At 31.9% G+C, this 18,798-nt stretch carries 28 protein-coding genes; 14 read left to right on the top strand and 14 right to left on the bottom strand.

What is annotated here, in order from left to right; translation table 11 throughout:
* Positions 1-378: 378 nt before the first annotated feature.
* The 5 genes from BD31_RS10435 to BD31_RS09435 form a co-directional block, all read right to left on the bottom strand.
* Positions 379-531, bottom strand: a complete 153-nt coding sequence (locus BD31_RS10435; protein ID WP_193353398.1) for a hypothetical protein — start codon at positions 529-531, stop codon at positions 379-381.
* Positions 532-644: 113 nt separating this feature from the next.
* The gene (locus BD31_RS09450) at positions 645-1,142 is read right to left on the bottom strand and encodes a pentapeptide repeat-containing protein (protein ID WP_008301741.1); all 498 of its coding nucleotides are present in this window, start codon (positions 1,140-1,142) and stop codon (positions 645-647) included.
* A gap of 195 nt (positions 1,143-1,337) precedes the next feature.
* Positions 1,338-1,631 carry a hypothetical protein gene (locus tag BD31_RS09445; RefSeq protein ID WP_008301812.1) on the bottom strand — a complete coding sequence of 98 codons (294 nt, stop codon included), beginning with the start codon at positions 1,629-1,631 and terminating at the stop codon, positions 1,338-1,340.
* Positions 1,632-1,675: 44 nt separating this feature from the next.
* On the bottom strand, positions 1,676-1,966 hold the full coding sequence (locus tag BD31_RS09440) for a hypothetical protein (protein ID WP_008301815.1): 291 nt from the start codon (positions 1,964-1,966) through the stop codon (positions 1,676-1,678).
* Between the two features lie 27 nt (positions 1,967-1,993).
* The gene (locus tag BD31_RS09435; RefSeq protein ID WP_008301739.1) at positions 1,994-2,821 is read right to left on the bottom strand and encodes an MqnA/MqnD/SBP family protein; all 828 of its coding nucleotides are present in this window, start codon (positions 2,819-2,821) and stop codon (positions 1,994-1,996) included.
* A 261-nt stretch (positions 2,822-3,082) separates the two neighbouring features.
* On the opposite strand from BD31_RS09435, the gene BD31_RS09430 reads away from it, so the two are divergent.
* The 4 genes from BD31_RS09430 to BD31_RS11050 all read left to right on the top strand — a co-directional run bounded on the left by BD31_RS09430 (position 3,083) and on the right by BD31_RS11050 (position 8,200).
* Positions 3,083-3,805, top strand: coding sequence for a glutamine--fructose-6-phosphate aminotransferase (locus tag BD31_RS09430; RefSeq protein ID WP_008301791.1), 723 nt, complete (start codon positions 3,083-3,085; stop codon positions 3,803-3,805).
* Positions 3,806-3,845: 40 nt separating this feature from the next.
* Positions 3,846-6,038, top strand: a complete 2,193-nt coding sequence (locus tag BD31_RS09425; RefSeq protein ID WP_008301700.1) for an elongation factor EF-2 — start codon at positions 3,846-3,848, stop codon at positions 6,036-6,038.
* A 174-nt stretch (positions 6,039-6,212) separates the two neighbouring features.
* Positions 6,213-7,784, top strand: coding sequence for a vWA domain-containing protein (locus BD31_RS09420; protein ID WP_008301709.1), 1,572 nt, complete (start codon positions 6,213-6,215; stop codon positions 7,782-7,784).
* 290 nt (positions 7,785-8,074) lie between these two features.
* Complete coding sequence (locus BD31_RS11050) at positions 8,075-8,200, top strand: hypothetical protein (protein ID WP_008301767.1); 126 nt, start codon at positions 8,075-8,077, stop codon at positions 8,198-8,200.
* Here BD31_RS11050 and BD31_RS09415 read toward each other — a convergent pair.
* Positions 8,197-9,474 (bottom strand): RAD55 family ATPase, encoded by a 1,278-nt coding sequence (locus tag BD31_RS09415; protein WP_008301714.1) that lies wholly within the window; start codon positions 9,472-9,474, stop codon positions 8,197-8,199. The genes BD31_RS11050 and BD31_RS09415 overlap by 4 nt on opposite strands.
* A 209-nt stretch (positions 9,475-9,683) precedes the next feature.
* Here BD31_RS09415 and BD31_RS09410 point away from each other — a divergent pair, with 209 nt between their 5' ends.
* The 4 genes from BD31_RS09410 to BD31_RS09395 all read left to right on the top strand — a co-directional run bounded on the left by BD31_RS09410 (position 9,684) and on the right by BD31_RS09395 (position 12,027).
* Complete coding sequence (locus BD31_RS09410) at positions 9,684-10,844, top strand: MBL fold metallo-hydrolase (RefSeq protein ID WP_048097649.1); 1,161 nt, start codon at positions 9,684-9,686, stop codon at positions 10,842-10,844.
* Positions 10,845-10,908: 64 nt separating this feature from the next.
* The gene (locus BD31_RS09405; RefSeq protein ID WP_008301799.1) at positions 10,909-11,478 is read left to right on the top strand and encodes a hypothetical protein; all 570 of its coding nucleotides are present in this window, start codon (positions 10,909-10,911) and stop codon (positions 11,476-11,478) included.
* A 54-nt stretch (positions 11,479-11,532) separates the two neighbouring features.
* Positions 11,533-11,760: a hypothetical protein gene (locus BD31_RS09400; RefSeq protein WP_008301805.1), complete on the top strand. Its 228-nt coding sequence runs from the start codon at positions 11,533-11,535 to the stop codon at positions 11,758-11,760.
* 36 nt (positions 11,761-11,796) lie between these two features.
* On the top strand, positions 11,797-12,027 hold the full coding sequence (locus BD31_RS09395) for a hypothetical protein (RefSeq protein WP_008301705.1): 231 nt from the start codon (positions 11,797-11,799) through the stop codon (positions 12,025-12,027).
* A gap of 5 nt (positions 12,028-12,032) precedes the next feature.
* Here the strand turns inward: BD31_RS09395 and BD31_RS09390 are convergent, their stop codons facing one another.
* Both BD31_RS09390 and BD31_RS09380 read right to left on the bottom strand, forming a co-directional pair.
* Positions 12,033-12,455 carry a hypothetical protein gene (locus BD31_RS09390; protein ID WP_008301703.1) on the bottom strand — a complete coding sequence of 141 codons (423 nt, stop codon included), beginning with the start codon at positions 12,453-12,455 and terminating at the stop codon, positions 12,033-12,035.
* Between the two features lie 290 nt (positions 12,456-12,745).
* Positions 12,746-12,964: a hypothetical protein gene (locus BD31_RS09380; RefSeq protein ID WP_238536121.1), complete on the bottom strand. Its 219-nt coding sequence runs from the start codon at positions 12,962-12,964 to the stop codon at positions 12,746-12,748.
* Positions 12,965-13,136: 172 nt separating this feature from the next.
* Here BD31_RS09380 and BD31_RS10855 point away from each other — a divergent pair, with 172 nt between their 5' ends.
* The 4 genes from BD31_RS10855 (at position 13,137) to BD31_RS09365 (ending at position 15,435) form a co-directional block, all read left to right on the top strand.
* The gene (locus tag BD31_RS10855) at positions 13,137-13,523 is read left to right on the top strand and encodes a hypothetical protein (RefSeq protein ID WP_008301717.1); all 387 of its coding nucleotides are present in this window, start codon (positions 13,137-13,139) and stop codon (positions 13,521-13,523) included.
* On the top strand, positions 13,489-14,574 hold the full coding sequence (locus BD31_RS09375; protein WP_238536120.1) for a coiled-coil domain-containing protein: 1,086 nt from the start codon (positions 13,489-13,491) through the stop codon (positions 14,572-14,574). Before BD31_RS10855 ends, BD31_RS09375 begins: the two co-directional genes overlap by 35 nt.
* Before the next feature lie 108 nt (positions 14,575-14,682).
* Positions 14,683-15,060 (top strand): DUF6659 family protein, encoded by a 378-nt coding sequence (locus tag BD31_RS09370; protein ID WP_008301814.1) that lies wholly within the window; start codon positions 14,683-14,685, stop codon positions 15,058-15,060.
* Positions 15,061-15,090: 30 nt separating this feature from the next.
* Entirely contained in the window at positions 15,091-15,435 is a 345-nt protein-coding gene (locus BD31_RS09365; protein WP_048097647.1) for a hypothetical protein, read from the top strand.
* 3 nt (positions 15,436-15,438) lie between these two features.
* Here BD31_RS09365 and BD31_RS09360 read toward each other — a convergent pair whose 3' ends face one another.
* Together BD31_RS09360 and BD31_RS09355 are read right to left on the bottom strand one after the other, a co-directional pair.
* Positions 15,439-15,645, bottom strand: a complete 207-nt coding sequence (locus BD31_RS09360) for a hypothetical protein (protein WP_008301781.1) — start codon at positions 15,643-15,645, stop codon at positions 15,439-15,441.
* A complete protein-coding gene (locus BD31_RS09355) occupies positions 15,629-15,862 on the bottom strand; it encodes a hypothetical protein (RefSeq protein WP_008301763.1) in 234 nt (77 codons plus the stop codon). Before BD31_RS09355 ends, BD31_RS09360 begins: the two co-directional genes overlap by 17 nt.
* Before the next feature lie 83 nt (positions 15,863-15,945).
* Between BD31_RS09355 and BD31_RS09350 the strand changes: the two genes are divergently transcribed.
* Positions 15,946-16,218 (top strand): DUF5615 family PIN-like protein, encoded by a 273-nt coding sequence (locus BD31_RS09350; protein ID WP_048097646.1) that lies wholly within the window; start codon positions 15,946-15,948, stop codon positions 16,216-16,218.
* On the opposite strand, the gene BD31_RS09345 is transcribed toward BD31_RS09350, so the two are convergent.
* The gene (locus tag BD31_RS09345; protein ID WP_008301795.1) at positions 16,215-16,781 is read right to left on the bottom strand and encodes a hypothetical protein; all 567 of its coding nucleotides are present in this window, start codon (positions 16,779-16,781) and stop codon (positions 16,215-16,217) included. The two genes, BD31_RS09350 and BD31_RS09345, sit on opposite strands and share 4 nt — an antisense overlap.
* A 16-nt stretch (positions 16,782-16,797) precedes the next feature.
* Positions 16,798-17,064, bottom strand: coding sequence for a hypothetical protein (locus tag BD31_RS09340; protein WP_238536119.1), 267 nt, complete (start codon positions 17,062-17,064; stop codon positions 16,798-16,800).
* Positions 17,065-17,110: 46 nt separating this feature from the next.
* Here BD31_RS09340 and BD31_RS09335 point away from each other — a divergent pair, with 46 nt between their 5' ends.
* Positions 17,111-17,365 carry a hypothetical protein gene (locus BD31_RS09335; RefSeq protein WP_008301819.1) on the top strand — a complete coding sequence of 85 codons (255 nt, stop codon included), beginning with the start codon at positions 17,111-17,113 and terminating at the stop codon, positions 17,363-17,365.
* Here the strand turns inward: BD31_RS09335 and BD31_RS09330 are convergent.
* On the bottom strand, positions 17,362-18,186 hold the full coding sequence (locus tag BD31_RS09330; RefSeq protein WP_008301789.1) for a hypothetical protein: 825 nt from the start codon (positions 18,184-18,186) through the stop codon (positions 17,362-17,364). The two genes, BD31_RS09335 and BD31_RS09330, sit on opposite strands and share 4 nt — an antisense overlap.
* A 34-nt stretch (positions 18,187-18,220) precedes the next feature.
* On the bottom strand, positions 18,221-18,798 hold a 578-nt coding region (locus tag BD31_RS09325; RefSeq protein WP_008301810.1), incomplete at its 5' end, for a potassium transporter TrkG.

Genomic DNA, 18,798 nt, shown 5'->3' with positions numbered 1-18,798 from the left:
CATTATACCATAAAACGCAATAACTGAAATTACGATAATTATGACTCCTTTAGTTGACGACTTCATACATTTTAGATGTAAATTATCCACTTAAGCATTTGGAAAACAACATCTGTTTTCTGGTCTCTGATTTTATGGATTTAGATTTTTAAATTCTATGCATTTTGAATCAAATTTGTTAAGATACTGTTTGGCATTAATCTGAGAGTCTTTAATGTACAATTCACAAGTTTCAGCATCAATGAGTGGATTATTGTTACTATTATACATCAATTGCAATCCAAAAATTCCAGCCAATACTATTATCAAAATGATTGCAAATTTGCTAGAGTAAATATCCACCATTTTTCTTAATGCTTATGAGTTTAAGAATATTTGTTAATTGAACAATTCCAACTCTTGAAGAATTTTCCCCATGGAATGCTTCCATCTTCTCATTTCGTCAATATCATGTGGTCTGTTATCTTCAAGTTCTTTTTTTTGTTTTAGTAATTCTTGGTATCTTTTCTCATCAATTCTTACTTTTATCATTAAACATAACATTATTCTCTAATATGAAATCATTTCGATGTTGAGATTGATACTTTACACTATAATTACAAAATGCAATTAAAAATATTTTGTAGTATTCATGTATCTGAATTTTACCATGATTTACCCTGCTTCTTTAATTTGATTTTTAGATCTTCAGAAAGGGTATCCAATGTGTGCAAATCATAGTTTGCATCTGTGAATTTAGTGGATGCAAGAATTGCTCCTTCAAAGTTTGCATGCCTTAGATTAACTCCACTTAAATCAGCTCCAGTTAAATCTGAATTTCTTAAATCTGTATAAAACAAATCAGCTCCACTAATGTTGGCCTCTTGAAGATTTGCTCCATATAATTCAGCATCCCACAATTTTGCATTTGAAAGGTTAATCCCTTGCATATCTGCCCCTCTTAATTTAACATAAAACAATATTGCATCGCTCATGTCAGCTTCCCTCAAATCCGTACAACTAAGATCTGCATTATGGATGTCTCTGTTCTTGAGGTTAACTCCTCTCATATTGGAATCAGACAAATTTCTTCCAATCAAATCTTCATATTCAAAATTAACTTTGGAAAGATCACGCTTTCTAAATACGTCTGAAGGATTCATATAGAAATTATGAACGACAGTCAATTTGAATTTAGATGGATATTCCTGGTGAATCTCAAATTATCGTTCCAATATTGATCATTCTTGCAGTTGGAATATTTGTTGGTAGTAGAATATTGATATTGTTTAGAAAATGACGTTTAAAGTCTATTCTAACATTTACAACCTATTCATTAGTCTTTATCTGCGATTTTTTCAATTATTTTTCCACGTCTTTTTGAAGATTTTCCATTTTCTTTTGTAATCTATCTCATTTTTCTTTTCAATTAGTTCTCGACGTTTTTTTTCTAAGATTTCCATTTTCTTTTGTAATCTATCCCATTTTTTCTTAATCTCAAGTCTTAATTCTGGATCCTTATTTTTTCGATATTCATGCTTGAGCCAAATCCACTGTTTTGAAACCTTATCAATTTTTTCATCTGTTTCATTTAAAATTTGAATGACTTTGTGTTCATCATCTTCAATTTTATTATCTTTAGTATCTCTCATTAACAAACTTACTAGAATATTTTTGAACTTAATCTTTTTGGAATTTAAAATCCTTCAGGTGGCTTTTGAACAAAAACATTACAAACAAGTGCATCTGTTTTTGTATCTCTATATTGTACGTTACATGAAACAAATTTGCCTTTTAATGCACGTTCCAAATCTTCTTTTGTAGTTTCTCCATACTGAGGTTGTTCTGGATCATCAATCTTTCCAATAACTATTCTTTCTGTTTTTCCATAACTCTCTTGATTATCTTTTCTAGTGTGACTCACTAATAATTCAAAAGCGTTATTTGTCAAAATACCTATGACTGGACCGCCAATACCATCTCCCATATTTACTAATTTTTTTTTCTTCTATAATTACTTGGTGGCAATACTGATCTCAAAATCTGGAACAAGATTCTTTTCTTTTGCCATCTCAAAGAATTTTCTGATTGATTCTTCGCCAGAATTCCCCATGTTTACTGTTACTTGATTGACATACATTTTTACAAATTTTTCAATCAACTCACGTGGCTTTCCTCTTGAATACTGCATTGCGTATTCTATTGCATCGTCAAAATTTTTCAGTCCAAATTCAATTGAAGATTGGAGATATCTATCAAATTTTACAATTGTATCCATGCCTAGATCCGTTCTCATTACATTAATCCCTAGTGGCACTGGCAATCCATTTGTTGTCTTATCCCACCATTCTCCCACATCTAGAATTTTGACATTTCCTTCTTGCTCATATGACAGCTGGGTTTCATGGATTACTAACCCTGCATCTACTTTGCCTGATTTAACAGCCTCTGGAATGTCGCTAAAATTCATTTCTATGTAATCAAATTTTCCAATCATTAACTGTAGCAACAAAAATGCTGATGTCATCTTTCCTGGAATTGCAATCTTACATTTTTTTATCTCATCAATTGACATTTGTTTTGTTGCCGTAACTATGGGACCATAACCAATTCCAAAACTCCCCCCACTTCTTAAAATCGTGTATCCTGGAATATATGCACATGCGTGGACTGAAACTGCTGTTACATCAAGTTGCGGATCAGTTGCTTTACGATTTAGCTTCTCAATATCTTCTATTACATGATTCACTGTAAACTCTGGTGATGGAACTTTTCCGGTAAACATTCCATAAAACATGAATGCGTCATCAGAATCAGGAGTATGCCCTACAGAAATTTCCATATCTGAATCCTGAATTCTCGTAATAAAAATCAAAACCCAGTAAAACCGTTTTTCTAATATATGTCAAAAATTATTTGATATTGTGAATTCTATTGAATCATATGAAAAAGATATTGAATTACAGCCCTTGTTTTTAAAATTGTTTAAACCTCAAAAACCACTTTCGCAAAATCACCAAAAAAAACATACTTTTCTGGAAGCGGTGATTCTCTAGTATCTTCATTACTTGCAGAATCTTTTTCTGGTGGGATTGTAAAAGCAATGGATCCTTTAGATCTTTACAAAAACAAAAAACTGGTAAAATCAAAACATATCTATTTTATTTCAGTTTCTGGAAATACCTTCTCAAATGTCAAAGTAGCAAAGATTGCAAAAAAATCAACTGCCGTCACATCCGACTCTGCTAGTAGGCTTGCAAATGAATCTAATCAAATAATTCAACTCCATTTTCCAAGTGCAGGTGTATTCACTGCAGGTAGCATCTCATTTTTGGCAAGTGCTCTTACATGTATTTCCTTGGTAAAAAAAATCATCGTCCCTAATGAAGTAATTTTCCAAAAAGCAAAATCTGATGCAAAAAAAGTTGAATTATCTGAAAGGATATTTATCTTGGGGAATATGTTTACTTATCCCATAGCCATGTATTGTGCTGCAAAATTTTATGAGGTTTTGGGATATGATGCACACTATTGCAGAATTGAACAATTCTCACACATGGAATTATTCTCGGCCAAAAAAGGAGACTCTGTGATAATCTTTGAAGAAAAAAACTCTCACAATAAACAACTAGATAAACATCTTAAAAAAATCGGCATGAATGTGATTCACCCTGACATACCTTCAAAGAAACTAGACCAGATCATCTTCAGTGTTTTTTTCTCTCAGATGATTGTTTTGAATGAGGCAAAAAAGAAAAAAATGAAAGAGTGCCATTTTGTAGATGCAAAAAATATTCGTAATGTATCCAATCAAATGATCTATTAGAAGGCTAAGGTTTAATACCTGAAAACTTTGGTTTGCGAATATGGCAAAATTCAAGTCAACATCAGAAGTAATGAAAATTATCAAGAACAAAGCCAATATTCGTAACTTTGGTGTTATTGCTCATGTTGACCATGGAAAAACTACAATGAGTGACAGCCTTTTGGCACACTCTGGAATTATTGCCCCCTCTGCTGCAGGTAAAGCGCTTGCAATGGACTTTGATAAAGAAGAACAACAAAGAGGAATTACAATTTATCAGGCAAACGTTACATTACTCTTTTCTCAACAAGGCCAAGAATATGTCATTAACATGATTGATACTCCTGGTCACGTAGACTTTAGCGGAAGGGTAATTCGTAGTCTTAGGGCAATTGATGGCGCTGTAGTTGTATGTGATGCTGTAGAGGGAATTATGACTCAAACTGAAACTGTCACTCGAATGGCACTTGAAGAAAGAGTGAAACCTGTTTTGTTTATCAACAAAGTGGATAGATTGATCAAAGAACTCCGACTGACTCCTGAAAAAATGCAACAGCAACTAGCCGATGTGGTTTCTAATTTTAATCAATTAATTGACACATATGCTGAACCTGAATACAAAGAAAAATGGAAGGTATCTATTCAGAATGCAAGTGTGACATTTGGTTCTGCAAAAGACAAATGGGCAATAAACCTAGATGTTATGAAAGAAAAAGGAATCACTTTCAAAGATGTAATTGATGCTTATGTTAACGAAAAAGTAGATGTTTTGGTTGAAAAAGCACCACTAGCTAATGCAGTACTTGGAATGGTCGTAAAACATCATCCAGCACCACATGAAGCAGTTCAATACAGAATTCCACAAATATGGAAAGGTGATTTAGAATCTGATGTTGGAAAAGCACTTCTTGCATGCAGTGATGATGGTCCAACAATCATGATGATTGTAAATATGGTATTAGATCCTGCCGCAGGACCTGTTGCCATTGGAAGATTATTCTCTGGAATAGTAAAAGATGGGCAAACAATCAATATCATTGATTCAAAAAGAGAAGGTAGAATACAATCAGTCAATTTCTTTATGGGTAACCAAAGAGAGCAAGTCGGAGAACTTGGAGCTGGAAATATTCCTGCATTATTGGGATTGACTGAAGCAAGAGCTGGAAACACATTATCTTCAGTTAAAGGCATTCCAATGTTTGAAGGTGTCAAATATGTTTCAGAACCTGTCGTTCAAATTGCAATTGAACCAAAACATCCTAAAGATTTACCAAAACTTGTAGAAATTCTAAAACAGCTTACTATTGAGGATCCTAATCTTATTGTAAAAATTGATGAAGAAAGTGGAGAAACTATTGTTGCTGGAATGGGCGTGTTACATCTTGATGTTGCAACCCACAGGATTCAAGATGCAAAATGTGAAATTGTGACCTCTGAACCTTTGATTAACTATAGGGAAACTGTCAAGGGAACTTGTGAACCAATTATGGCAAAATCTCCTAATAGGCACAATAAGATTTTCATGAAAGTAGAACCATTGGAACCAAAAATTGCTCACATGCTTAGAACTGGTGAAATCAGTGATATGAAAGATAAAAAAGTAGTTTCTGATTTACTAAAAGAAGCTGGGTGGGATACGGATACAATTAAGAGAGTCATGAAATTTGATTCACGTGGCAATGTTTTGATTAACGGAACAAAAGGTGTTCAATTTGTACAAGAGTCCACTGACTCTATTAATTCTGGATTTGAAGAAGTGATGAAAGAAGGCCCTCTTTGCAAAGAGCAAATGAGAAACTGTAAATTTATCTTCACTCATTTTGTTCCTCATGAGGACACTGCACACAGAGGGTTGTCTCAACTAGGTCCTGCTTCACGTAGAGCTTGTATGGGTGCATTGCTAACTGCAGGTACTGCCGTTTTAGAACCAACACTAGCAATCGAGGTTCGTGTCCCAACTGATTTGGTTGGAAATGTAGCTACAGTTCTCTCTGGTAAACGTGGTAAAGTTCTAGACATGCAACAAAAAGGCGCATCAAGTATCATTGTTGGTGAAATCCCAGCTTCTGAAACATTCACCTTATCTGAAGAAATGAGAGGTCAAACTGCAGGTCGTGCGACATGGAATACATCCTTTAAAGAATGGACTGAAGTCCCAAAATCTATGCTTGCCTCAGCAGTGGCAGATATTAGGAAAAGAAAGGGATTGGCACCAGAACCTCCAGGTGTTAACGAATTTATCGACAAAGAGTAAAAAGGGTCTTTTTTAATAATAAAAAAAATTGTTTATTCTCGTTTTCATGCCTAAAATCTAAACATGATGTGTTTGTTCAAAAATTACAACCAGTCCTTTATGTACTAACAAAGAGGTAAAGCGATCTATGGGTAGATCTGTCATTGCATGTCTTAATGGATATTTTGAGTAATTATGAAAAAAACCCTTTTTGAGTTTTCCAAATCTATTTTTGATGAAATAGTTGGAATTTCAAATGCTGATATAGATTTTAGCATAACCAATAAAATTGAGTATGCAAAAATTGAATTCGCTGAATGCATTTCAGCTACGATTCCTAGTCCAATAACTCTTCACAAACAATACTTTCTTGAAGGAAATGTTTTTTCTGATTATCAAACACATGCAAATTCTATTTGGAATTTGTATCTATGCACTATTTATCATGTAGGTGTACATGTACGTCTTTCTGATTATTCTAAATATGACACTTGGATGAAAGACAAAACATTTGAAAAATGTTGGAATGTAATCACTTTTGTTGAAGACGCCAAAGTAGATGAATATATAAAAAAATCATATCCTGAAATGTGGCAAAACATGGAGTTGATAAAAATGCTTTATGATACTCATTATGAAAATAAAATTCACAAGAATTTAACCTATTCGAGAGATCGTTTTTCAATGTTTTCTGGAGTTGAACACTCAAAAAAATTATGGCGTGAAAAGTTCACAAAAACATTATTGAATGTATCTTCTTACAATATGGCACAAATTACACCTTATCTTGATTTTCTCTATAGCAATCCTCATCTTTTGCCAAAAAAATTATATCCTTTTTGTGACCGCCCTAATTATGAAAAATACCAAAAAGGAATTCTTAACATGGTCATTCCTGCTAAAGATGAATTTCAGAGCACACTTGATGATTTGAATGAGAGCTGGTTAAAAGAAGCATTTTTGGAAGCTCAACAATTGGAGCGTTATAAAAAATTCAGTGAAAATTCAAATTTTGATGAAATAGAAATTAGTCCTGAAAATTTTGCTGAGTTTATGAGAATCACCAATACTAATGCTTCTGATTTGAGAAGATTGAGAAATACTCTTAGAACACTTTCATTCTATGTCGACTCTCCAGCATTTGAGGAAATTGGTCTGATTGATATGCCTTCGGCAATACAAAAAGAGTCTAGCATGCGTGAAGGAATCGAAATATTTGAACAAGACATTCCTAAAAAAGAGAGTGAGAATTGGGTTGTTGTCTTTGATAATAGTTCAAGCATGAAACTACGATTTGAAGAAATGAAAAAATTTATCATTTGTTTAGGTGAAACTGCAGAACACATAAATCGCGATGGAGGTAGATGGGGATTGTATAGTTTCAATAATAAATTTTTGATTCTCAAAGATCACAAAGAACCTTACAATCAAAAAGTGAAGGCACGAATTGGCGGATTGAAAAGTTCTGGACTGTCGTTTATATCTGATGCTGTAAACATGGGGGTAAAAATCTTACAACATGATAATCGATCCGAAAATAAATATCTGATAATCGTTTCTGATGGAAGATCCCTTGGGAGCGATGATGCTGATAATGAATTGTTAACAGCATTATTACATGCAAAAAAACATAGGATTCACTTGATTGGTATAGGTATACCTCCAAATATGCGCAAATCATTTGCGTTTACAATAGATTACACTGATACAAAAAAATCTGTAAAGCAGTTCATTGATTCCTATACGTGTCTTGTTCAATCTCACTAAACCTGATTTCCTTTAATAATTTACTGCGTTTTATCTACAAATAATTAAAAATGGTTTTCAATATTTGAAGCATATTTGGATATTATCTAATATGCTATGTGCAGATAATTTAGAAATAATTCATGGGGTTTTGATGATTCCTCACCAATCCTCCATGATGTGTTAGGTGTTTTGTCTTTCAAAATTTGTATTTAACGTCGATGGATGATTCCTTAGTAAAATGTTATTTTTTAGGCTCTGAGTTTTCGAAGGGCTTATTTCATACTACTGGTATATGTCATTAGAATATTATGGGTAAAAATTACTGGGAAAAGAAATTCAAAAAAGATCTAATTGAAGAGGAAGACAAGTTAAAACAAGAAATTGCTCAAGCTGTAAAAAAGAAGCTTGATGAACTTGCAGACTCTGAATCTTAGATATCATATACACACAACCCATCATTGCCTAGCTCCAAGGAATGAACATGCTCACTATGAGACATCCCTCGTAATTTTCTAATTTTGATCGTTCTTTTCATACTATTGTCGATAATTTGGTTATCTAACTGAATAATTCCTGATGTGACAAACCATTCTGATGGCATTCCATTATTTTCTGAAAATTCTGAAATTAAAATGGATGTTACATCATAATTTTCTAGTGATTGAATCATTCCTTGCATTCCCTGTCTCATGTAAAATTTATCAGAGTATTGCATTCCAAGAATTGAAATTGAATCAATCACGATTCTTTTAGCTTTAATTTTTTTAATGCTGTTAAGTATGAATTTTGTAAGGTGTTCAAATGGCATTTGCTCTCCACGATAAAGAGAATCATCTTTTCCAATAACTTCATCTTTAATTTTAAATGGTCTTAAATCTATAATGAGTATTTTTTGCTTTGAAATCAAACCGTCAATATCCCATCCAAATGATTTACAATCATTTTTCATTTCTTCAACACTTTGTGATAGGGAGATGTATATTCCTGGTTCATTAAATTCTTTAGCGCCTGCATGAATAAACTGTAATCCAAATATTGTCTTTCCACTCCCAGGTGGACCTGAAACTATTATTGAACTATTTTTTTTAATACCTGGTGATATTATGGAATCAAATCCTGGAATACCTGTTTTTACTACTGATGGTTTTTTTCTTTTCTTTTGTAGAATTTGTGACCTAAAAATTATTAAAAATAATATGCTACCACAAATTCCAACTGCCGATGATATTTGACTGTCTGTCAAAAAATATGTCGTGCCAACCAGCGAGGCTAACAACCCTGCTGAGAATACCATCTGTGGGGTCATTGACTGAGATTTTTCATTTTTAATTGACTGTCTAATTTTTTTGGCAGCAGGTTCTGTTTTTTGAAAATGGCTTGACTGCACTATTGGAATTTTTTTAAAACATTTTTCATGAAACCAGAAATTATTTTTTCTTATTGATCTTTCATCTAATTCTATTTCTAAACTACACTGATTACATTTGATTAAATCTTCTGATAAAACGTTTTCAAAAATAATCGGAATATTTGATTCTATAGGTGATTGCTCGCATAAATCTATCATTCTTTTGATGTATAGATGATCTGATTTTGGTATTGTTTGGTTTTTTTGCAGTTTTTCAATAATGTACTGTGTCCTGCCATAATCCCCGTAATCTTTTCCAAGACTTTCTTCAAGTTTCAGAATAGTACTGTTTGAATCCAATTGTCATAATTTGTGATATTTTCCAGTAATGGGTTGTGAGTAGTCAAAATTCTCTTAGATGTCAAATATTTGGACTGGAATTTTGAAAATGTATGAAAAATTTGCCCTTTTTACAGTCAATTTTGTTATGTCTTAAATGAGACAAAAATCTGTATGTGTAAAAATATTACACGTTATTTGATATATTGAAAATTATGCCTTTTTGTAATATGATTATTAGTAAATTCCTAGTTTTACCACTATTTTTTGCCCTCATAATATCTGGAACTGCCACTTTTTCATTTGGTGCAGTTAACACTGAAGCTCAAGAAGATATTATGGCAGGATGTAGATCTGAACAGTCTCTAGTTTTTCGTTTTGCTTACAAAGATTATGTTTGTCTTGATCCTCCAACTGCTGAAAGATGGGAGAAATTAGGTTTGGCTGAAATAATTCAAAATGCCACTAAAATAAATCAAAACGAACGAGACGATTCAGACACTGTTTATTATGGTGCCCCTCCACCTGCACCTCAGGCAAAACATATTGATATGTCCGATGATTCTGAATGTAGATCTGGATACACTTTAGTTCATAGATTATCATATGATGATTTGTATTGTATTAGTTCATCAACGGCAAAACTTTGGGAAAGATTAGGTTTGGCTGAAATAATTATAACTGATCAAATTGAAAATGACTTTAACGTTAAATCTTCTGAAGATAATGACAATGACTCCTTAAACAAAATGGAGACAAATTCCCAAGACATTGAATCACTTGAAGAAGTTCCAGATGATGTGTTGTCACTTGAAGAAGTTCCAGATGAGGAGTTAAACATATCATCAAATTCACAGGAATCAAATATTCCAAAACCACTGAAAATTTTTACTCTTTATGACCGAATTTTAGTCGCTATTGGAAATGATGGCAAAAATAGCGTGTTAATTGAAGGTGACACTGGACTTATAGTAATTGACACTTTAAGTTCATATGAAGAATCAAAAAAATTTCTTGAAACTGTTAGACTGAAAACTGATAAACCTATCAACATTATTGTTTATACAACAATTACTCCTGAACAAGTTAGTGCATCAAGAGCTTACATAGAAGAAGGTGATGGAAGTGTTGGGATTGTGATCAACGAATCTTTGGTAGACTATTATAATGATGTTTATGGTTTGGATGTTGTACCTACTCATACATATGAGTCAGAACTCTCGCTTGATATTTCCAATGTTAAAATGAATTTATTTTTAGATGAAGGGGAATTCTCTGATCAAACATATGTGTATTTTCCAGATGAAAATGTCCTTTTAATCGGAGATAGTGTTAATGGCATACATCCATTTCTCTTACACCTAGATTATCTTGAAAATCTTCTTGATTAGATTATCTAAATAATCTGCCCTAACAATGATTATAATGACTCATATAATATAGGTCGACCTAGATATGATGAGTCACATTAAGCCTGATTTAAAAAAAAATGAGCGTGAGAGAATTCTGTTTGAAACTATCAAAAATAATCCTAACTTACACCATAATGCATTGATAAAGCAAATTGTCCCAAAACATATGGCAAAAACAACCTTTGAAAAAACAAGAGACTCTCTTCTAGATAAAGAAGTCATTCATGTAAAAATCAAAGGTAACATGAAGTTTTATTGTTTAACTGAAAACTATGAGTTAAAATCACAACAACATATTGAACGAAATACTAACAATTCGTTTCATGATTTAAAATTAAATATTAAAAGATTGAATACTGAATACCCCCACAAGGATATTGATGAAAAGATCACGCTTGCGGTTTCTTTGTTGAGTGATCTTTTGCATACTGATAATGGATTCACTATTTTAGATGCTATAAAAAATCCGAAAAAAACCCTCTATCGTGACGAACATCTCTTAATACAACAATTAATTCATCAAATTTTCGATATAATTAAAAATGATCGAGATTTTGACATAATCCTTCCGGCCATTGTTAGTCATATGGGTCTAATTACGTCTAAGGCCTAATTGATAAATTGGTCTCATCTAGTTATTTATTCAGGTATATTTCACTAAACGCTGATGGGGCTACTTTACACAAAATTCTATCTTGATTTTAATGGTGATCAATGGAAACAAATCTCAAACGATCCTATTGTATTTCAAACTAAAAAAAATGACGTAATCTTGGAAATTGAGGATATTTCTCACAAATCTTACAAGTTACATTTTAAGGAAGGTGGCAAACTGAACATGTTTCGAGTTACTGGAAAGTTTCGTCTAACTTGGGATGACGATGATGTTGTTTAGATTTATTAAATAATCTAAGGATCTTTACGTAAAGACATGACTCTAGAAGATCAAATCAAACATATCATCACTAATTTTGATAATACCTCGTCTGACCATTTTTTGGAAATTCTTGAACAGATAAAACCCTTCTTTAAAAATTCTTTAATTTCTGAATATCTTCAAGGGAAAATCCAAAAAATTATTGACACTGCCGATGAGATTGAAAAACAACAACAATGTAGGGCTTTAATGCCTTATTTAGACTGGTATTTGCAGGGATTGTGAATATCTTAAGAATACTGTTTTATTTTTCTTAATGCCATTCTGATAGTTTCTTTGTCATTTCTTGCATCTTGCATATTTCCAACAAGTTTTACAAAGTACTCGTGTCCTGTATCTTCTGCTTTACAAATATCTGAATAGTAACATGAAAGCGCTTTTTCTAAAAATGAAATATCTTCAATTAATGAATTGACCGATTTGATTTCAGATAGGCTATTTTGAATTTTCTGAATAATCCTGTCAATTTCAGGAATCGTTTTAATTGCCTGTTGGTTTAAAACAGATGCAAACATTGCTGCAGCATTTTTTAATTCTGGACTGTTATGCAAAGTTTTTAATCTTTGTTTGTAATGATTTAGCGACTTTAGAACAATTTCGTACCCCCCCTCATCTTTTAGATATATTGCACCTAACCAAATTTTTTCAGGCATCTATGGTTTTTAGATTGATTGTTATTATAATTTAATTCCTGCAATTACCACTAGTATAATTACTACTTGATACTAATATATCAGAACTTCATACATCAAACAATGAATCTAAAGAATGAATTTGGTATGAACAAACTTTTAGCAGCATGTCCTAATTGTGAGTTTGATACATTATACTGTGGAAAAATTCCTACGTCCATCAAAAATTTAGCAAATAAAGAAGTTTTATTTTGTAAGAGTTGCAAATTCGTAGTATCTGTGGATAATTATAAAAAAATCCTTTTTCAAGTTTAAACATCAAAACTTTCTTTCACGGTTGGCTCATTTCTATTAATTAGATGTAATAGAATTCCAGCTAAAGTGACTCCCATCCCACTTAGACCAATAAATGTGCCAGTATTTTTGATAACTCTCAGTAATTGATCTTTTTGACCTATCTCTACAGAGTAAAACATCACCAACCCGAAAACAAACATGCTTATTCCTGTTGTTATAATGATTGTCCCCATTCGCATATTTTGAGTCCTTTTTTCCGATTAATAAATAACTAGAACAATAATTGTACCCATTCTCAATCTTTTTTAGGGATCTCTTGTAACTGAATCATCTAAAATTTATTCACGAGTTAATTTTTTTAAAAAGTTATTTTTACTTGATTTCTACAACAACAATTACAAGAATATGCCTCAATATGAAATTCTATCTTTAGGTCAAACCATTGAAAAAGTAGAAAATCTGATTGATTTAGGTAACGGGGATGCAGGTAGATTATACCATATTTTAGAGTCATTGAAAAATAATCGACCACTATATAATTCAGATCAAGTTTATCTAGAAAATAAATTAAATTCTTCATTCATAGTTGAGGTAGAAAAAATTGAAGACAACCCTCTTCTTCCTAAGATACAACGTCTAATTGATTTAGGACATGGTGATCCTGGAAGATTACAGCATATCTATGATATGTTGTTGAATCATAAGCCGTTGTACAAATCTGACAAATTATATCTTGAAACAAAACTAGAAGGAAATCATGATATTCCTACTCAAAAAAATCGAAATAATTGACACTAACGAATCAAAACCAGTAATTCAGGAAACATTGGTACGGGATATTCCCCATGAAGTAAAGATTGAAAATAGGAGAATCATGCCAAAAGGTTGGAATGATGACAAATCTAAAGATTTAGATGACATTTCTAAAAATATTAAACATGAAGAGACAAAAATTATACAACAACAAAAAATAGATGATGAAATTCATTTACAGCGTACAAATTTATCTCAATTAATTTCTCATAGAAAACAATATGAGGAAAAAATCACACAAGAAAAATTAGAACTTGAATCACAAATACAAGATGAAAGGATCAAAATTGAAACCCAAACAAAACTTTCTAAAGATATAATTTTACAAAAAGAAGAACTTGCTAAAGTACAAAAAGAAAGAGCAAATATTATAAAAAAAATTGATTCTGAAAAAGCCAGAATTACAAAAGAACTCTTACAGCAAAAAAAACAACTTGCTCAAGCACAACTTGAACAAGAAACAATAGAAAAACAAGTCCAAGATGAACAGATGCTGCTTACTAAAATGATTGAAGATCAGAAATCCCGACTCACAGAACAGGCACAGATAGCACATGAAATAAAATTAAAACAACGTGAATTAGAAAAATCCAAGAAAGACTACGATCTAATAGTTAATCAGGTAAATGAGGAAAAAGCAAAATTTGACGAATCTGAAAAACTACAAAAACTAATTCATAAACAAGAACAAGATTTGATTAAAGCAAAAGAAGATCGACTTGACTTGATTAACATAATATCTAAGGAAAAAGAAATTATAGCTAAAAAAACAGTAGAAGAAAAACTAAAACTTCAATCCCAGAAAGAACTGGCTGCCCAACTAAAAAAAGAAGAAAAACTTTATGAATCTCTTAGAAAAAAGCGTGAAAAAATTGAACAACAAATTAAAGTTAAAAATCATAAATTAAAAGAAAAACAACAAATGTTAAAAAAACAAATAGATGAAAAGAACAGGAAATTAAAATCAATTGCTAAAAAACCCCCTGCTGTAAAATCTTCCAAAAAATCTCCCAAAAAGAAAACTGTATAGGCCTATATTTCTTTTAGTTCTTTTAAATAGACAGATCTGTGTTGAAAATTTGAATTTTTAGAATATTCTATAGATTATATTTGGTAAATTGAATTTTTGAATTAAGATATGGCGGCAAAGAAAGTAGACCTTCTAAAAATTGTTCAGGAAATACTAAATCTAGATCCTAAAATGAGATTTGCGGCGATAATTGATCCAAAAGGTAACATTCGTGAGGCAATAATGAAAACTGGAAAAACAAGCCTGAAAAATCAAAAAGAAGAAGAACATTTCTGTAAACAAATTGCACAAAGAAGAGCAATGAGAAAGGAATTTGATAAATCTCTAGGTAAAGTAAGATACGTTCACGTTGAAAGAGAAAAAGTATCTCAACTAGTAATATACACAAAAAGAAACATTATCTATTTCACAATGGAGCCTGAAATGCCAATTGACATAAAAATTCGATTAATCACAAAAGTAAAGAAAATCACCATCGATCTTTAGTGTTATTTTAAATTAATTTCTCTTACTATCATGATTTTCCACAAATATCTTGGCGACTCTAAGATGTTTGAGTATGATAAACACTATCGAGAATGCCAACAGCAAAACATGCCATTTATCAAGGCTAAAACAAATCCTGCCCATGGAAATTACTATGTACAAATTGATTTGATGACTTGTGATTATGAGTTATCGTTAGAAGAACAAGATGAAATAAAAAAATTAATCCAAAAAGAAATTGAATATGTAAAATTAAACTCAAAATTTGAATTTAGTGGATTTAGTGTTACAAAAGATCTTGCCTGGTTTGATGGAATCTCCTCTGAACATGTGGATAATTTTTGTAATACTCTTTATGACTTGATCCGGAAATAATAATTAAAACCGTATCAGATTTTTTAGAATCTTATCTATTGCTTGAATCTCTTGTTTTCTTTCTTTAATTGTTGTCTCATTCCATTTTTTTGCAAATTCTGATTGTCTATCCAATTTTTCTAACTCTTCTATGTATTTTATCAGATGGATTTTATACTCATGAAGCAAGTCCAGATGCTTATTGTGGTTTTTCTCAGTTGGTGTGGTCATCCCATTCTTCTTCCTTTATCTCTGGAAACATATCTCTGATTCTTTTTTTGTCTTTTTCCATTGCCTCAATTCTATTCTCTAAATGATTTTTAATTGCAGGCTCCTTCTCTTGGATTTTTTCCTCTTTAATATCCATTATAATTCTGCAAAGTGATCTGTAATATTCTATATGGTTTTTCTTAGATTCCTCTGATTTATCTTCTTCTTTAACATCCATGAAATCTACTCTTTTATTGAAAATAAGTACTTGATCATTAGATACTTGTTTACACTAATATTGAAATTAAATTATAAAATTACATGAAAATACTGGTAGATGAAAATCTAGATGGGATGGATGAGCGATTACAATGTCTTGGATATGAAGCTTATAGCGTCAGGAAATTACAGGTGGCTGGAAAAAAACTTGGCTCTGACTATTCTATAATTAATTATGCCCGTGAAAATGATATGATCATTGTTACTAAAGACACTGAATTTCGTAAAGCAAGTGAAGAAAATAATTTCCCACTAATATTACTTGATGACGAAGAAATTCTCAAAGTCATTGTAGATAAATTAAAAAATTTTTAATTCATATTGTTTGAATCAATTCGTGATATGTTCAAATTTGCAAGTACCTCATTTAGAAAACTCTCTTCAGGTTGATGCACGATACTGTCCATAATTATTTCCCAACAGTCACTGATTTTTCTAATAACTTGTGAGAACATTTGATCTTTTTTAAATGATGGATAATATGATAACAACTTCATCACCCCATCAATTGTTTGCACAATCTGTATTTGATGTATGATAGATCTTAGTCTTTGATGAAATGAAAAATTTTCACTCCTACTTATTTTTTTAAAGTTTATGATTTCATCAAAAATTATCATTATCTCTCCGTGTACATTTTTGAGTTGTTTGTTTACTGACTCGTAGAGATTAATCAACTCGTACTCAATATGTGATCTATTGTAAACTTTTTTTTCAATCTCCCCTGCCTCTACAAGCAGGCTTATTTCTCTATAAACCGTTTTCTCGTTGCCCACCTTCTTGATTACTCTTTTGGCAAGTTCTGTCCCTCTGATCTTTCCATTCTCATTTAGAATTCTGATGATTTCAGTTCTGATTATTTCTGAATTTTTGTCCATGATTTTTCTCTAGCGGTTATTTTTTGTATTTTTCTAGTACTGCTTTATCTCCCATCTCATTAATCTCTCTTGCTAATTGTTCTAAAATTACTATTCCTTTTTTGATTGGTTCTTTTTCTAAATTTTTGAGCTCAAGGTTTTTTTTCAGTGTCATTTTTTCATTATTTATGAAACTTATGAGACTGACATTTTCTCCCATATTCAGATTGATGAAAAAATCTATGTATTCTGTAGCTGATTTTATGCCCATAAAGTTAGATTTTTTTTCTAGTATTTGTTTCAAGGGCTAATTAATCTAGGTTTATTTACATTTTTAATTATTTGATAATGTGGATAGTTGTGATAGACGTGTTCGTGCTTATAAAAATGGAAAAACTTTTGATCAATGCAGAGAAATTGCTGAATCAATGAATCCTGATTTTAAAAGACAAATTCAAGAAAACGGTAAAGTTCTATGGACTGAAATATTGGAACAAGTTGATCATGATGAGTTACTTTACAAGTTAACGCTCAAGTACTTACGTCGTGATGGTTATGATATTGGAAATCATAAGATTCCGGAAGTAAAGCCTTTTTCACTTTAGTGATCTATCTTACAACTACCGTCATTATTGCGCAATTTTTTTGCCATCACGTATGGAGTCACAAGCAAGATTGGAATTGAAATTGCAATAAATAATGTTTGCATCTGTGCTAGTGCAATTGAAAGTGCAATTCCACTTGCAGTCCCAATAAATACTGACAGAAATGTTCCTGCACAAGTTGGGCATGCTATGAATAACCCTGCAGCAGCACCGATGGTACTGATCCCTCTTCCTTTTTTAGATATTGCATATGCACTTACTGCAATTGATGTATTCAATGCAACAAGATATGATACCACTAACTGTAATACGAGATTTATTGGGATTACTTGTAATCCGATATGCTCTGTCAGGTAAATTATTATCTTTGGCATGTAGCCTGGACTGTCACAGCATGGAGCAATAAAGCCTGATGGGATTATTGCACCGTAGTGAGTTACAAAATTGACTTCGGGTTGGTATACTAAAGTGCCAGATATCAGTGAAAAAAATATACCATATATGATAAATGTTGTAACAAATACTTTCTTAGATTTTGAGCTGTTTGTAACTATTGCAATTATCGTCGTCAAATCTTTTCCATTATTTTGGACTTTTTCTTTATGGTACCTGTATATCCCAAATGCAATAGCGCCAAATGATACAACCAATGTGATGTAAAATCCATATGCTATTCTCTGTATGGTGTCAATTGCACTTGGTGTGATAAGCTCTGGATCCTGATATCTGTTAAACATTAAAAATAATATTCCAATTGTAACAAATCCTAATACAATTAGCTTCTTACCTCTACTGGCTTTCTTTTCTAACGCATTGACCATATTTCGAGTTCCAGTCTACAAAATTAAACTCTATCTAACTAAGTTTGGGGACAAAGATGTAGATGATAGCAATTATCTCTAATCTCCCAAATATCATTAAAAATCCAAGAACCATTTTTGTACCAGAATCAGTATCGATATCTATTACTCCTGCTGATAATCCTCCTGTAGTAATTACCCCTACTGCCTCAAAGAATGCATCTTCAAATGACACCTCTTCTGTAACTGCAAGATGTGCCCCTGTTACAACCGAAATTACTGGAAATGATACAATAATGATCATTGTTGCAATTACTTCTTTTTTTGTATGTTCGGACAGCTCTGCTCTTTTTACTTTGTTGAAAAATGATATGGCATCTTTTAAATGAAGTAATCGGAATATTTTCAATCCTCCTGCAGTAGAAAATCCACACCCACCAATGAACATTAGAATTATCAAAATTGCATGGGCGCCTCCATTAAGTCCTGCAAGACTTTCTTGCTGTAACCCTGCTGTGGTGCTAGCTGATACTGAATAAAATGCACTGTCCCATGGATCTAGTCCGCTGATTGCAACAAACAAAATAGTGGCACCACCTAAAATTCCGAAATATGTCAACACTTCTTTTCCAA

Origin of the sequence: Candidatus Nitrosopumilus salarius BD31 (genome assembly GCF_000242875.2) — an archaeon.
Lineage (GTDB): Archaea > Thermoproteota > Nitrososphaeria > Nitrososphaerales > Nitrosopumilaceae > Nitrosopumilus > Nitrosopumilus salarius.
This window is presented reverse-complemented; position numbering and strand designations above follow the sequence as displayed.

Bases quoted from the DNA above. Each gene is read 5' to 3' on its own strand.
- BD31_RS09405 (WP_008301799.1), top strand. From the start codon at position 10,909: ATGATGAGTCACATTAAGCCTGATTTAAAAAAAAATGAGCGTGAGAGA.
- BD31_RS09420 (WP_008301709.1), top strand. From the start codon at position 6,213: ATGAAAAAAACCCTTTTTGAGTTTTCCAAATCTATTTTTGATGAAATA.
- BD31_RS09430 (WP_008301791.1), top strand. From the start codon at position 3,083: ATGGATCCTTTAGATCTTTACAAAAACAAAAAACTGGTAAAATCAAAA.
- BD31_RS09365 (WP_048097647.1), top strand. From the start codon at position 15,091: ATGATTTTCCACAAATATCTTGGCGACTCTAAGATGTTTGAGTATGAT.
- BD31_RS09425 (WP_008301700.1), top strand. From the start codon at position 3,846: ATGGCAAAATTCAAGTCAACATCAGAAGTAATGAAAATTATCAAGAAC.
- BD31_RS09330 (WP_008301789.1), bottom strand. From the start codon at position 18,186: ATGGTCAATGCGTTAGAAAAGAAAGCCAGTAGAGGTAAGAAGCTAATT.
- BD31_RS09390 (WP_008301703.1), bottom strand. From the start codon at position 12,455: ATGCCTGAAAAAATTTGGTTAGGTGCAATATATCTAAAAGATGAGGGG.
- BD31_RS09355 (WP_008301763.1), bottom strand. From the start codon at position 15,862: ATGGATGTTAAAGAAGAAGATAAATCAGAGGAATCTAAGAAAAACCAT.
- BD31_RS11050 (WP_008301767.1), top strand. From the start codon at position 8,075: ATGGGTAAAAATTACTGGGAAAAGAAATTCAAAAAAGATCTAATTGAA.
- BD31_RS09435 (WP_008301739.1), bottom strand. From the start codon at position 2,821: ATGGAAATTTCTGTAGGGCATACTCCTGATTCTGATGACGCATTCATG.
- BD31_RS09410 (WP_048097649.1), top strand. From the start codon at position 9,684: ATGATTATTAGTAAATTCCTAGTTTTACCACTATTTTTTGCCCTCATA.
- BD31_RS10855 (WP_008301717.1), top strand. From the start codon at position 13,137: ATGCCTCAATATGAAATTCTATCTTTAGGTCAAACCATTGAAAAAGTA.
- BD31_RS09375 (WP_238536120.1), top strand. From the start codon at position 13,489: ATGATATTCCTACTCAAAAAAATCGAAATAATTGACACTAACGAATCA.
- BD31_RS09445 (WP_008301812.1), bottom strand. From the start codon at position 1,631: ATGAGAGATACTAAAGATAATAAAATTGAAGATGATGAACACAAAGTC.
- BD31_RS09350 (WP_048097646.1), top strand. From the start codon at position 15,946: ATGAAAATACTGGTAGATGAAAATCTAGATGGGATGGATGAGCGATTA.
- BD31_RS09345 (WP_008301795.1), bottom strand. From the start codon at position 16,781: ATGGACAAAAATTCAGAAATAATCAGAACTGAAATCATCAGAATTCTA.
- BD31_RS09380 (WP_238536121.1), bottom strand. From the start codon at position 12,964: ATGGGGACAATCATTATAACAACAGGAATAAGCATGTTTGTTTTCGGG.
- BD31_RS10435 (WP_193353398.1), bottom strand. From the start codon at position 531: ATGATAAAAGTAAGAATTGATGAGAAAAGATACCAAGAATTACTAAAA.
- BD31_RS09370 (WP_008301814.1), top strand. From the start codon at position 14,683: ATGGCGGCAAAGAAAGTAGACCTTCTAAAAATTGTTCAGGAAATACTA.
- BD31_RS09450 (WP_008301741.1), bottom strand. From the start codon at position 1,142: ATGAATCCTTCAGACGTATTTAGAAAGCGTGATCTTTCCAAAGTTAAT.
- BD31_RS09400 (WP_008301805.1), top strand. From the start codon at position 11,533: ATGGGGCTACTTTACACAAAATTCTATCTTGATTTTAATGGTGATCAA.
- BD31_RS09440 (WP_008301815.1), bottom strand. From the start codon at position 1,966: ATGGGAGATGGTATTGGCGGTCCAGTCATAGGTATTTTGACAAATAAC.
- BD31_RS09395 (WP_008301705.1), top strand. From the start codon at position 11,797: ATGACTCTAGAAGATCAAATCAAACATATCATCACTAATTTTGATAAT.
- BD31_RS09360 (WP_008301781.1), bottom strand. From the start codon at position 15,645: ATGACCACACCAACTGAGAAAAACCACAATAAGCATCTGGACTTGCTT.